The sequence below is a fragment of the Rhodococcus sp. Ni2 genome (assembly GCF_021352185.1).
GTDB classification, from domain to species: Bacteria; Actinomycetota; Actinomycetes; order Mycobacteriales; family Mycobacteriaceae; genus Rhodococcus_F; species Rhodococcus_F qingshengii.
Genome location: NZ_WOXZ01000001.1, coordinates 18913 through 32630, shown reverse-complemented (window position 1 = coordinate 32630; position 13718 = coordinate 18913). Strand labels below are relative to the sequence as shown.

At 64.0% G+C, this 13718-nt stretch carries 10 protein-coding genes and 1 tRNA gene; 6 read left to right on the top strand and 5 right to left on the bottom strand.

The annotated features are described in order from the left end of the window. From GN300_RS00150 to GN300_RS00140, 3 genes are all read right to left on the bottom strand, one after another. Nucleotides 1–1329, bottom strand: coding sequence for an MFS transporter (locus GN300_RS00150; RefSeq protein ID WP_063316877.1), 1329 nt, complete (start codon nt 1327–1329; stop codon nt 1–3). A 128-nt stretch (nt 1330–1457) separates the two neighbouring features. Continuing rightward, nucleotides 1458–2384 carry a LysR substrate-binding domain-containing protein gene (locus GN300_RS00145; RefSeq protein ID WP_030537328.1) on the bottom strand — a complete coding sequence of 309 codons (927 nt, stop codon included), beginning with the start codon at nt 2382–2384 and terminating at the stop codon, nt 1458–1460. Nucleotides 2385–2473: 89 nt separating this feature from the next. Next, nucleotides 2474–2549, bottom strand: a tRNA-Arg gene (locus tag GN300_RS00140). Nucleotides 2550–2792: 243 nt separating this feature from the next. Between GN300_RS00140 and GN300_RS00135 the strand changes: the two genes are divergently transcribed. Beyond that, nucleotides 2793–5162: a phosphoketolase gene (locus tag GN300_RS00135; RefSeq protein ID WP_063316876.1), complete on the top strand. Its 2370-nt coding sequence runs from the start codon at nt 2793–2795 to the stop codon at nt 5160–5162. A gap of 55 nt (nt 5163–5217) precedes the next feature. Here GN300_RS00135 and GN300_RS00130 read toward each other — a convergent pair whose 3' ends face one another. Next, the gene (locus GN300_RS00130) at nt 5218–5937 is read right to left on the bottom strand and encodes a DUF305 domain-containing protein (RefSeq protein WP_030537330.1); all 720 of its coding nucleotides are present in this window, start codon (nt 5935–5937) and stop codon (nt 5218–5220) included. Further along, nucleotides 5930–6757 (bottom strand): DUF3105 domain-containing protein, encoded by an 828-nt coding sequence (locus tag GN300_RS00125; RefSeq protein ID WP_003941378.1) that lies wholly within the window; start codon nt 6755–6757, stop codon nt 5930–5932. The genes GN300_RS00130 and GN300_RS00125 overlap by 8 nt, the downstream gene beginning before the upstream one ends. A gap of 216 nt (nt 6758–6973) precedes the next feature. Between GN300_RS00125 and argS the strand changes: the two genes are divergently transcribed. The 5 genes from argS to thrB are packed head-to-tail and all read left to right on the top strand — an operon-like array spanning nt 6974 to nt 13422. Continuing rightward, on the top strand, nt 6974–8626 hold the full coding sequence (gene argS / locus GN300_RS00120) for an arginine--tRNA ligase (RefSeq protein WP_003941360.1): 1653 nt from the start codon (nt 6974–6976) through the stop codon (nt 8624–8626). Further along, a complete protein-coding gene (lysA, locus tag GN300_RS00115) occupies nt 8623–10044 on the top strand; it encodes a diaminopimelate decarboxylase (protein WP_003941384.1) in 1422 nt (473 codons plus the stop codon). Before argS ends, lysA begins: the two co-directional genes overlap by 4 nt. Further along, nucleotides 10041–11354 carry a homoserine dehydrogenase gene (locus GN300_RS00110; RefSeq protein ID WP_030537332.1) on the top strand — a complete coding sequence of 438 codons (1314 nt, stop codon included), beginning with the start codon at nt 10041–10043 and terminating at the stop codon, nt 11352–11354. Before lysA ends, GN300_RS00110 begins: the two co-directional genes overlap by 4 nt. After that, nucleotides 11351–12433 carry a threonine synthase gene (gene thrC, locus GN300_RS00105; protein ID WP_003941280.1) on the top strand — a complete coding sequence of 361 codons (1083 nt, stop codon included), beginning with the start codon at nt 11351–11353 and terminating at the stop codon, nt 12431–12433. The genes GN300_RS00110 and thrC overlap by 4 nt, the downstream gene beginning before the upstream one ends. A gap of 44 nt (nt 12434–12477) precedes the next feature. Then, a complete protein-coding gene (gene thrB / locus GN300_RS00100) occupies nt 12478–13422 on the top strand; it encodes a homoserine kinase (protein WP_007726194.1) in 945 nt (314 codons plus the stop codon). The last annotated feature ends 296 nt before the right edge of the window (nt 13423–13718 follow it).

Here is a 13718-nt window from a genome sequence, read left to right as displayed (position 1 = left end):
TCACGAGGCTTTCTGTGCGGCAGTGTTTTTCGGGATCAATTGAGGTTCCGGGAGCAGCAGGATGGAAACCAGGCTGATCACGGCAATGATCACGAAGTAGGCGGTGATGGCGAACGAGGTGCCGAAGGCGGCGTAGAGCGCGGTGGCGATCATCGGGGCCAGACCGCCGCCGAGGATTGCGCCGATCTGGTAGCCGAGTGACGCTCCGCTGTAGCGGATGTGTGCGGGAAACAATTCGGCGAACAGTGCCGCTTGTGGGCCGGCGCAGCAGCCGAGCGTGAAGCCGAGGGCGATCATCGATACGAGCATCACCGGAACGATCGCTGTGTCGATCAGCGGAAAGAACACCGCTGCCGCCACTACCAGGGTGATCGAACTGCGGATGTAGACGGTCCGGCGTCCGAGAGTGTCCGACTTGTGAGCGCTGAAAGCCATTCCCGCCATCCAGAACGGGCAGGATGCGATGAGAAGAAAGAGCATCGTGGTCTTGCTGAAGCCGAGTTCGGTCTCGCCGTACTTGAGGACGTAAACCATGTACGCGTACGCGATTCCGTTGGTGGCTATGAAGGTTCCACCGGCGAGGAGCACAGTCTTCCAGTGTCTGGTGAGAACCTCGAGAATCGGCATGGACTCCGCCGGTGCCTCGGACTTGGACGCGGTGAACTCGTCACTTTCCTCGAGGCCGAGACGGATCCACATCGCAACGCCCACCAGAACTGCGCTGAGCAGGAACGGGATTCGCCATCCCCAGGAGTTGAATGCATCGTCGTCCATGAAGGCGGCGAGGGGGAGATAGACGAGATTGGCCACCAGTACTCCTGCGGGAACACCGATTTGTGGTGCGCTGCCGTACAGCCCCTTCCTGCCCTCCGGTGCGTTTTCGGTGGCGACCAGAACTGCGCCGCCCCACTCGCCGCCGACACCGAGTCCCTGAACGAATCGCAAGGTCACCAGGAGTATGGGGGCAAAGACGCCGATAGCGGCGTAGTTGGGTAGCAGCCCGATGGCAACGGTGGCGCAGCCCATCAGCATCAACGAGGTGACCAACATGGATTTGCGTCCGATGCGGTCGCCGAAGTGGCCCATCACGATTCCGCCGATGGGACGCGCGACGAATCCGACGGCGAGGGTGGCGAAGGCGGCGAGGGTGCCGGCCAGATCGGACGTGCCGGGGAAGAACTGCTTGCCGAGCACGAGTGCGGCGGCGGTGCCGTAGATGAAGAAGTCGTACCACTCGATGGCGGTGCCGACAAAGCTGCCGAGGGCGGCCTTACGCGCCTTGACCGTCGCGGCGGCGCGCGTTGCGGTCGGTGAGGCGATGGAGGTCATGAAGTGCCTTTCGAGATGAATGTGGCTTGAAGAAACAATGACGTGCGCCACAACAATTGAAAAGCGAAAGAAATGGAGGTTCTTGCACGGAAAATACGTGGAACCAGCTCCGCTGCCTGGTAGCGGGACTATTGGGCAGGTTCTGAGGGTGAAACGAATTCTATGAAAGCGCGTGCGACGCGGCTGAGGCGAGTGTTCTGGTGCCAAGCGAGAACTACGTGCACCGACGGCACGGCGGGGGAAGCGATGGTCTTGACGACCACCTCGAGCCCCTCGTACGTGACGTCGATCTTGGGCCGCTGGAGTAGCAGCGTCCAGCCGAGGCCACGGCCGACAAATGCCCGCGCCGTCTCGAAGTTCGCAGTTCTGTAGGCAACCTTCGGGGCGAATCCGCCTGCGCGACAGACGTCGAGCGCGTGTTTGGTGCTCGGCGGCGCGTCGAGGAGAACCATCGGGTGTTCCGCGAGGTCCGGAAGATGGATCGGTCGCTCGGACCGCGCGAGTGGGTGTTCTGCACCCAGGACGATCAAGGGTTCGCGGATGGCCAACGGAACTGTGCGCAATTGTGGAGACAGGTCCAGGTCGTAAGCGATTGCGAGGTCCAACTCGCCGTTCTCGAGATGTGTCTGGAGCCGATTCTGAGTGTCCTCGCGGAACTCCACCTGCGCGTCAGGATTCTCACGGGTGAACCCGGCGATCATCGACGGCAACACCGTCGGCCCCAGAGCGGGATAACAGCCGATCGCGATGGGCCCCGATACGCTTCCGCCGGTTCCGAGCGCATCGGATTCGAGTTCCCCGGCTTGCTGAAGTAGCGCCCGGGCGCGCACCAGAACGGATTCACCGGTGCGGGTCAGTTGAATGCCGAATGAGCGACGGCGAACGCACAGTTGAACTTTGAGCGCGCGTTCGAGTTCGGTGAGCGCCGCGGACAGGGCGGAAGGAGAGAGGTGCAGGCGCTCGGCCGCGGCACTGATCGTTCCGGTCTCGGCTACCGCGACAAACGCAGCAAGCTGACGCATCGTGTACGTGGGAGCAGGATCGATGCGAGGCATGAGATCGACAGTAGTCGGGTAGATTGCCCTGAATATTTTGGTGTGGCACCGTGAAGAGGTCGACGATCAATCGCTGACCTGCGTCTTCGTGGTGCCCCCGGCAGGATTCGAACCTGCGACCTTTCGCTCCGGAGGCGAACGCTCTATCCCCTGAGCTACGGGGGCGCACCGAACTTTCGGTGTGCCGATTGGGCTGCGTTAGCGTAGCGCATCACGGGGGGACAAGACCAAACCGGCACCCGTCTCGGCATGGCGTCCTCGCGTGAGGTAGTCGAGGATGCGGCCGGGGACCATGGTCGTCGAATCATCTGTACCGACTGACTCGGATGCTTTTTACGCCTAGGCTCGGCTCTGAGCACAGGCTCGGGCGGACTGCTCGGGCACCCTCGTGAGGTACGGGAGTCGTTGATGACCGATCACCACTATTCCGAAGACCAGCTCGCGCTCGACCTGAAGTGGTGGGCAGCGGCCAACTACCTGACCGTCGCGCAGATCTATCTGAAGGACAACACGCTTCTGCGGGAACCGTTGCGTGCCGAGCACATCAAGCCCCGACTGCTCGGGCACTGGGGGACCAGCCCCGGCTTGTCGATGATCTACACGCTCCTCAATCGGCACATCGTCGCCACCGGCGCAGACTGGCTTTACGTGACCGGTCCCGGGCACGGCGGTCCGGCGCTGGTCGCGTCGACGTATCTCGAGGGAACGTACTCGGAGATCTATCCGGAAGTCTCGGACGACGCCGAGGGCATCCACCGGATGTGTCGGCGATTCTCCGCTCCCGGCGGAGTGCCCAGCCATGTGAGTGTGCAGACACCCGGAAGCATCCACGAAGGCGGCGAACTCGGCTACGCCCTTGCCCATGCGGCCGGCGCTGCCTTCGATCATCCGAACCTCGTGGTGGCCTGTGTGATCGGCGACGGCGAAGCGGAGACCGGGCCGTTGTCCGGTTCGTGGAAGCTCCCGGCGTTCCTGAATCCACGACGCGACGGCGCGGTGTTGCCGATCCTGCACGTGAACGGTGCCAAGATCGCCGGGCCGACGGTCTACGGACGCAGCAGCGACGAAGACATCCAGGCCTATCTTGGTGGACAGGGGTGGGCGCCGATCGTCGTCTCCGGTGACGACCCCGACGCGGTGTTTCCTCAGCTGTATCAAGCGATCTCGCAGGCGCACGAGAAGATCCGCGAGATGCAGGGTGCCGCACGCCGCGGAGAGGAGTGGACGGGTTCGTGGCCGGCAATCGTGTTGCGGACGCCAAAAGGATGGACCGGTCCACACACCGTCGACGGAATTTTGGTCGAGGGCACACATCGTGCGCACCAGGTGCCGTTGTCCGGCGTGCGAACCACCGAATCGCATCTGCGGCAACTCGAAGAGTGGATGCGGTCGTACCGTCCGGACGAGTTGTTCGACGCCAACGGATCACTGGCCGCGGAACTGGCGGCGCTCTCGCCGACGGGGGACAAGCGCATGGGGAGCACTCCCTACGCGAACGGTGGACGACTTCGCGTCGATCTCCCGATGCCGCCGCTCGAAAAGTACGCGCTTCCCATCCAATCGCCGGGTTCGACCTTCCACGAGACGACGCGAGTGCTCGGCGAGCTTCTGCGCGACATCTACGCCGCCACGGAAACCGAGGACAGCGGCGGGATCTTCCGACTCTTCTGTCCGGACGAGACGGCTAGCAATCGCCTCGGCGCCGTATTCGAGACAACCGATCGCTGCTGGCAACTGCCGATCACCGACTACGACGACGGGCTGTCCGCGGACGGTCGTGTCATGGAGGTCCTCAGCGAGCACCTCTGCGAGGGTTGGCTCGAGGGCTATCTGCTGTCGGGCCGACACGGGATGTTCGCGAGCTACGAAGCATTTGCGATGGTGAGCGTGTCGATGCTCATCCAGCACGCCAAGTGGCTCCAACATGCCGTCGACCTGCCGTGGCGGGCGTCTGTTGCTTCGCTCAACGTGCTGTTGACCAGTACGTGCTGGCGCAACGACCACAACGGATTCAGTCATCAGGGCCCCGGCATGATCGACGCCGTTATTCCCTTGGCACCCAGTGTGATCCGCGTGTGGCTGCCGCCGGATTCCAACACGTTGCTCTCGATCTCGGATCACTGCCTGCGTAGTACCGACCACGTCAACCTGATAGTCGTGGACAAGCAACCGCACCTGCAGTACCTCACGCTCGAGCAAGCGCACGAGCACTGCGCGGCGGGCGCTTCGGTCTGGGAATGGGCCGGAACCGAGGCTCGCGGACAGGAACCGGACGTGGTCCTGGCCGCCGCGGGAGATGTGCCGACGCAGGAGATCCTGGCTGCTGCACAGTTGCTGCGCGATCACACACCCGAACTGATCACCCGCGTCGTCAACGTCGTCGATCTGATGGCCTTGCTGACGCCAACCGAGCATCCCCACGGATTCGGGGAGCGGGTCTTCCTCGATCTGTTCTCCGCGCAGACCGACGTCGTGTTCGCATTCCACGGATACTCGCGTGCCGTGCACGAACTGATTCACGGGCGTCCGAGTCCCGAGCGCTTCCACGTTCGCGGATTCAGTGAACAGGGAACAACCACAACACCGTTCGACATGGTCGTCCTCAACAAGATGAGCCGCTACCACCTGGTGATCGAGGCGCTACGACGCTCCAAGCGTCGGCCGGCCGGGGCGTCCGAGTTGGCGGAGTTCTGCCGCACACAACTCGAAAAGCACTCGCGTTACATCGTCGAGCACCTCGAAGACATGCCGGAAGTAGAAAACTGGACCTGGTCCTGAAATTCAGGACCAGGCCCAGTTGGGTCTGAACATTCTCGGCTCAGTTCAGTTCTGCTCAGTTCATGGGCAGTGGCACTGCGCCGCGAGCTGCCAACATGTCGGTCATCAGCTTGGACTCGCTCTGCTGCGTGTTGACCATCGTCTGCGCCAGGCTGCGCACCGGCCCCTCGGTGGCGTCGGCTGCTGCGTACTCCATCATCGGAAGCCCACCTTCGTGGTGACGAAGCATCAGCTGCAGGAACAAAGTGTCGAGTTGCAGACCTTCCGCTGCGCGGAGAGCCGCAAGGTCCTCGGGGGACGCCATGCCGGGCATGGTGTCGACCGGCCCGGAATGACTCATGTCCATCGTGGCCGAAGTCCCGTGCGATCCATGGCCGGAGCCCGAATCCGACGACATCCACTCCATGTACGGGCCCACCTTGGACAGCGGCTGATCCCACATGGTCAGCCACGCCTGCATCTGACCGAGCTGGTTCTGCTGCGTGGTCAAGATGTCGAACGCCAGCGTGCGTACGTCGTTGTCCGTGGACTTCGTCAGGGCGATGGACGCCATGTCGACGGCCTGGCTGTGATGCACGCTCATGTCCTGCGCGAAGCCCACGTCCACCGAATCCGAAGCCGGAACGGTCAGTGACGACTTCGCATCGGGTCCGAGGAGGTTGGTCAGTGCGCCGAGCGCAAAACCGACGGCGATCGCGCCGATCAGACCGATGATCAGCAGTGCGGTGCGCTGACTCGGCTTCGAAGACTGATCGGTGTTCGTCGAACTATCCACCGGCGGGAATCTGTTCGTCGGTGGCCGGGGTAGCGCCCGTGCCGTCCATCTGGATGGCGTCGGCGCCCGGAGGTGTCGGATCGAACGGCGACGTCGACGGAGTGAACAGCGGGTTGGTGCAGCTCGCGCCGACCTCGGGGTAGACGTTCGGGTTCTGGTTCAGCGCAGTGATGAACTGATCGATGCGATCGTCGTCGGCCTTGTCGATCTCGAGGCGATGGCCCCACGACTGCAGAGAAATGGGGCTGCTCTGACCGGGGTACGGCGACATCAGCATGTAGGACTTGCCGTTCACGCGTCCGGCGAGACTGTCGATCTGGTCCTGGTCGACGAGATCGGGGTTGTACGTGATCCAGATGGCGCCGTGCTCGAGCGAGTGGACGGCGTTCTCGGTGCGAATCGGGTCGGCGTACACGGTTCCGGTGCAGTTAGCCCAGGTGGCGTCGTGCGGGCCACCGAACGGCGGGGTCTGGTCGTACGCCACGCGCTGAGTGGAATCGACGTGCTGGCCGGCCGGGTACTCGATCTTGAGGACGCCGTCGATCTTGTCGGACGGATCCTTGTTCTCGGAGCTGTACTTGTACGGCTCAAGGGCCTGCCGCTCCTCGACCTTGGGCCACAGATTGATACCGAGCACGGCGATGAGTGCGAGCACAGCCACACCGGCGCCGATCGACAGCCAGGGGATCTGGCGGGGAGCGGGGACGCCGCCCTTGCCCTTCTTGGCCGGCCGACTGTTCTTGTTGGCGGCCTTGATGGCCTTGGCTGATTTGGCCCCGGAGTTCTTGTTGGGACCGCGACTATCGGAACCGCTTGGCATCGATTGGGCTCTTTCGGTGTGTGGGCTTGAGGTGTGGCGCGCCCGCGCATGAAGGTACGCGGTGGTAGCTCGGGCATTACCACTGTACTTTCCGAGTCTGAGGGCAAACTTTGAGAGTGGCGTGCGACACGCCACAGCGGCCCCGCGCACGTTCACGGAGAGCGAGGCGTGAGGCGAGTCTCCACTTCCGGTGTGCAGGCAATAGGATGAATACCTGTGACTCCAGCTGACCTTGCCGAACTGCTCCGCGGAACCGCAGCGAGCGTCCTTGCCGATCGTGGCCTCGACGTATCCGTGCTACCCGAAACCCTCACCGTCGAGCGACCACGCAACCCCGAGCACGGCGATTACGCCACCAACATTGCCATGCAGGTAGCCAAGAAGGTCGGCACGAATCCCCGCGAGCTGGCGGGCTGGATCGCCGAAGCCCTCACCGCTGCCGACGGAATCGAATCCGCCGAGATCGCCGGGCCCGGCTTCCTCAACATTCGGTTGGACAAGGACGCCCAGGGCGCGATCGTCGTGTCGGTTCTCGAAGCCGGTGCGTCGTACGGCTCGGGTGACTCCCTCGCCGGCAAGAAGATCAACCTCGAATTCGTCTCCGCCAACCCCACCGGACCGATTCACCTCGGTGGAACCCGTTGGGCCGCAGTCGGAGACGCGCTCGGACGCATTCTGTCCGCGCAGGGTGGTTTGGTAACACGTGAGTACTACTTCAACGATCACGGTGCCCAGATCGACCGCTTCTCGCGTTCGCTGATCGCTGCAGCGAAGGGTGAACCTGCTCCCGAAGACGGTTACGCCGGTGCATACATCGCCGACATCGCCGCCTCGGTTCTGAAGCAGCGTCCCGACGTCATGGATCTGCCTGCCGACGAGCAGCAGGAAACCTTCCGCGCCATCGGCGTCGAATTGATGTTCACGCACATCAAGCAGACCCTGCACGACTTCGGCGTCGACTTCGACGTCTACTTCCACGAGAACTCGCTCTTCGAATCCGGTGCGGTCGAGAAGGCCGTCGAATCCCTCAAGGGTTCGGGCAACCTCTTCCACGAAGACGGTGCGTGGTGGCTCAAGAGCACCGACTACGGCGACGACAAGGACCGCGTCGTCATCAAGAGCGATGGCAACGCCGCCTACATCGCCGGTGACATCGCCTACTTCCAGAACAAGCGCGCCCGTGGGTTCGACCTCTGTATCTACATGCTCGGCGCCGACCATCACGGTTACATCGGCCGTCTCAAGGCTGCCGCTGCCGCATTCGGCGACGATCCGGACACCGTCGAGGTGCTGATCGGCCAGATGGTCAACCTCGTCAAGGACGGCACTGCCGTCAAGATGAGCAAGCGTGCAGGCACCGTCATCACCCTCGACGACCTGGTCGAGGCAATCGGCGTCGACGCCTCGCGTTACGTCATGATCCGCTCGTCGGTCGACTCGAGCATCGACATCGACCTCGACCTGTGGACCAAGACCAGCAGCGAGAACCCCGTCTACTACGTGCAGTACGCGCACGCACGCCTCTCGGCGATCGCTCGCAACGCCGCAGACCTCGGTCTGTCCGCCGACGCGAGCAACCTCGCCCTGCTCACCGTCGAGCAGGAGGGTGACCTCATCCGCACGATCGGCGAGTACCCACGCGTCGTGTCGAGCGCTGCGAATCTGCGTGAGCCGCACCGTATTGCCCGCTACCTCGAAGAACTCGCGGGTGCGTACCACCGCTTCTACGGCGCGTGCCGCATCCTTCCGCAAGGCGACGAAGACGCCACCGACGTGCACCGCGCGCGTCTGGCTCTCTGCGCCGCCACCCGACAGGTCCTGGCCAACGGTCTCGAACTGCTCGGCGTCACCGCACCGGAGCAAATGTGAACGCGCACCCCGCCGGCCCCAAGCACGCCGAGCAGTTGCAGGCCCCCGGCTTGCCCGACCGTCCGACCAGCCCCGAAGCCTTCGGCGAACTCTCACCGCAGGTGTGGCCGCGCAACGCTTCTCGTGGCGACGACGGTGAAGTGACCCTCGCGGGTGTCAAGGTCGGTGAACTTGCCGAGAAGTACGGCACCCCGCTGTTCGTCATCGACGAGGACGACTTCCGCTCGCGCTGCCGTGACATGGCCCGCGCCTTCGGCCCGGATGCCAAGGTGCACTACGCATCCAAGGCATTCCTCTGTGGCGAGATCGCACGCTGGGTCGCCGACGAAGGCCTCTCGCTCGACGTCTGCTCCGGCGGCGAACTGGCGATCGCGTTGCACGCGGACTTCCCGGCCGAGCGAATTGCCATGCACGGCAACAACAAGTCAGTCGCCGAACTGGCCGCTGGTGTCGCCGCGGGCGTCGGACACGTCGTGCTCGACTCGTCGATCGAGATCGACCGACTCGATCGTGTCGCCGGTGAGGCCGGTGTCGTTCAGGACGTGTTGATCCGACTGACCGTCGGCGTCGAAGCGCATACCCACGAATTCATCTCCACCGCACACGAGGACCAGAAGTTCGGTTTCTCGCTGGCCGGGGGAGCGGCGATCGACGCAGTCCGTCGCGTCTTCGCTGCCGACAACTTGCGACTGGTCGGCCTGCACAGCCACATCGGTTCGCAGATCTTCGACGTCGACGGTTTCGAGGTGGCAGCGCACCGCGTGATCGGTTTGCTCCGCGACGTCGTCACCGAGTTCGGAGTCGAGAAGACCAAGCAGATTTCGATCATCGATCTCGGCGGCGGCATGGGGATCTCGTATATCCCCTCCGACGACCCGCCGCCCGTCGACGAACTGGCAGCAAAGCTCGGCCACATCGTGCGCAACGAGTCCGCACTGGCCGGATTGCCGGAGCCGACGCTTGCCGTCGAACCCGGCCGCGCCATCGCCGGACCTGGCACGGTGACGCTCTACGAGGTCGGCACCATCAAGGACGTCACGGTGGGTAGCTCGCTGACACGCCGCTACATCAGCGTCGACGGCGGGATGAGCGACAACATCCGCACGTCCCTCTACGGTGCGGAGTACGAAGCCAAGTTGGTTTCGCGAACTTCCGAGGCTGATCCCGTCGTTGCACGTATCGTCGGTAAGCACTGCGAGTCCGGTGACGTGGTCATTCGGGACACCTGGATGCCCGAGGACGTCGGGCCCGGTGATTTACTAGCGGTAGCAGCGACCGGTGCATACTGCTATTCGATGTCGAGCAGGTACAACCTGCTCACCCGCCCAGCCGTGGTGGCGGTGCGTGACGGAGTCTCACGCGTGATTCTGCGGAGGGAAACAGTGGAAGATCTGCTCAGCTTGGAGGTATCGCAGTGACGAGCGAATCGGCGCATCGCGCTATCGGTGTGGCCGTTCTCGGCCTCGGCAACGTCGGGAGCGAGGTCGTCCGGATCATTCGTGAGCAGGCCGAGGAACTCGAAGCTCGCGTCGGCGCCCCGTTGGAACTGCGGGGGGTTGCCGTCCGCCGTATCGGCTCGGACCGCGGAATTCCCGAGGAACTGCAGACGACGGACGCCGAGTCCCTGGTCGGTCGTGACGACGTCGACATCGTGGTCGAGGTGATCGGCGGAATCGAGCTCCCTCGCAAGCTGATTCTCTCTTCGCTCAACTCCGGCAAGTCGGTCGTGACCGCCAACAAGGCGCTGCTCGCGGACCACACCGGTGAATTGGCGGAGGCTGCAGAGGCCAACTCTGTCGACCTGTACTTCGAGGCCGCTGTTGCCGGCGCGATCCCCGTGATCCGCCCGCTCACACAGTCGTTAGCCGGAGACCGTGTCAACAAGGTCGCCGGAATCGTGAACGGCACCACCAACTTCATCCTCTCCGCGATGGACGAGACCGGCGCCGACTACGAAGAGACCCTCGCCGAAGCCGGACGCCTCGGATACGCGGAAGCCGACCCGACCGCGGACGTCGAAGGCTACGACGCCGCGGCGAAGGCAGCGATCCTCGCGTCGATCGCGTTCCACACCCGCGTCACTGCCGCGGACGTGTACCGCGAAGGAATCTCCACGATCACCTCCGCCGACCTGGCGTCGGCGAAGGCACTCGAGTGCACGATCAAGTTGCTCTCGATCTGCGAGCGCATCGTCACGCCCAAGGGCAAGGAGCGGATTTCCGCTCGCGTGTACCCGGCGCTGGTTCCGCTCAGCCATCCGCTGGCCTCGGTCAACGGCGCGTTCAACGCCGTTGTCGTGGAAGCAGAGAACGCCGGCCGGCTCATGTTCTACGGCCAGGGCGCAGGCGGCGCCCCCACCGCTTCCGCGGTGATGGGTGACCTGGTGATGGCTGCGCGCAACAAGGTTCACGGCGGCCGCGGCCCCCGCGAGTCCAAGTACGCCAAGCTGAAGGTCGCCCCGATGGGCGACATCCTCACGCGCTACTACGTGAACATGGAGGTCGCGGACAAGGAAGGTGTGCTGTCCGCAGTCGCCGCCGAGTTCGCCAAGCACGGCGTGAGCATCTCCGTCGTCCGCCAGGAGGGCGCCGGCGCCGGCGCGCGTCTGGTGGTCGTCACTCATGTAGCAACCGACGCGGCTCTCTCCGAGACCGTGGCGGCTCTCAACGAACTCGAATTCGTCACCGCTGTGACCAGCGTGCTGCGACTGGAAGGCACTGAACAATGACCGGCATCGTCAACCCCGTCCACAAGGCATGGCCGGGTCTCATCGAGGCATACCGGGACCGTCTCGCGATCGGTGACAACTGGAAGACCGTCACCCTGCGCGAAGGCGGCACCCCGCTCCTGCCGGCCGGCCACCTCTCCGAGATCACCGGCTGCGACGTCTACCTCAAGGTCGAGGGTCTCAACCCCACCGGTTCCTTCAAGGACCGCGGCATGACGATGGCCGTCACCGACGCCTTGGCCCGTGGCCAGCGTGCAGTTCTGTGCGCGTCCACCGGCAACACCTCCGCCTCGGCCGCTGCGTATGCAGCCAAGGCAGGCATGACCTGCGCCGTGCTCATCCCGCAGGGCAAGATCGCCATGGGCAAGCTTGCGCAGGCAGTCATGCACGGTGCCAAGATCATTCAGGTCCAGGGCAACTTCGACGACTGCCTCGAGCTGGCACGCAAGACCACGGCCGAGTTCCCCACCATCGGCCTCGTCAACTCGGTCAACCCGGTGCGCATCGAAGGCCAGAAGACCGCGGCATTCGAGATCATGGACGTCCTCGGCAAGGCTCCCGACGTGCACGCACTCCCGGTCGGAAACGCCGGTAACATCACCGCGTACTGGCGCGGATACTCCGAGTACTACGCGGACGGTCTGACCACGGTCAAGCCCCGCATGCTCGGCGTCCAGGCAGCCGGAGCGGCTCCGCTGGTCAACGGTGCACCCGTCAAGGATCCCGAAACCATCGCCACCGCAATCCGAATCGGTTCTCCCGCGTCCTGGAACGGCGCTGTCGCCGCGAAGGAAGAGTCGAACGGTGCATTCCGTGCCGCCACCGACGAGAAGATCCTCGAGGCTTACCGTCTGATCGCCGCCACCGAGGGCGTCTTCGTCGAACCGGCGTCGGCAGCCAGCGTCGCCGGCCTGCTCGCCGCACGTGCAGAGGGCTGGCTCGAGCCGGGCCTGACCGTCGTGTGCACGGTGACCGGTAACGGTCTCAAGGATCCTGACACGGCTTTGAAGGGTATGCCGAACGTCGAGCCGATCGGTGTCGATCCCGTTGCCGTCGCGGCTGCCCTCGAGCTTGCATAGTGTCCGTGGATTCATCGACCACTCCGCGGAATCCGGTGTCTGACATGACTATAACCCTGCCTATCGGCCTTTCGGTGACTGCTCGCGTCCCGGCCTCGAGTGCAAACTTGGGGCCGGGGTTCGACACCCTCGGTCTGGCGTTGGGGTTGTACGACGAAATCGTGGTCACCACAACGGATTCAGGCCTTCAGATTCGCGTCGAAGGTGAAGGCGCTGCCGACGTGCCCTGGGGTCCTTCGCATCTCGTGGTCCGCGCCATCGAGCGTGGTCTCGAGGCGGCCGGAGTGTGGGCCAGTGGCCTGGACGTGTTGTGCCGCAACGCGATTCCACATTCGCGCGGGTTGGGATCCTCGGCTTCCGCGGCTGTCGGTGGATTGGCAGCAGCCAACGGTCTGGCGCGCGCTCTCGATGCCGAGATCGGCTTGACGGAAGAGCAGTTGGTTCAACTCTCGTCCGAGTTCGAAGGTCACCCGGACAACGCGTCTGCCAGTGTTCTCGGTGGCGCAGTCGTCTCGTGGAGTTGCCCACCGGCAGTCGAAGGCGACGAGCCGATCTACTCCGCGGCCAAACTCGACGTCCATCCCGACATCCGTGCTGTGGCACTGGTTCCCGAGGAGCGGTCGTCCACCGCACACACTCGCGGGCTCCTGCCCGAATTGGTTCCGCACCAGGATGCCTCGTTCAACGCGAGCCGCAGCGCGCTCGCCGTCGTTGCGCTCACTGCTCGGCCCGATCTGTTGATGGCGGCCACCGAGGATCGCCTGCATCAGGCGCAGCGCGCGCCCGCGCTTCCGCTCACGACGCGATGGATCGGGATCCTGCGCGAGGCGGGTATCGCTGCGACCGTTTCGGGAGCCGGCCCCACCGTGTTGGCGCTCAGCACAGAACCTTTCCCCGTCGAACTCGCGGAAGCGGCGCGGGCAGACGGACTACGTGTGCTCGAATTGGACATCGCCGACGGCGTCGAAGTATCCACGACGACGGTCTGATCCCTGCCTTGGTCCAGGTGATCGCCCACTACCGATCGGTAGTGAACTGACACACCCAGTCGTCCAAATTCTTGCCGGACTCAGGTTTGGGCGCTATCCTGGGCTATGTCCGTACATCGTGCGCGTCAGTCGCCGGTGCATCACCAGGGGGCAAAACTCCTTCCCAATCGGGGTCCACAGTCCTTGGCATGATTCTCGCAGGCATGATCCTCACGCTTGTACCTTCTCCGAAGGTTTGAATCCTCCGCGGATCGAACACTCAGAGGTTCCATCACTCTGGGGTTCAACACACGGGG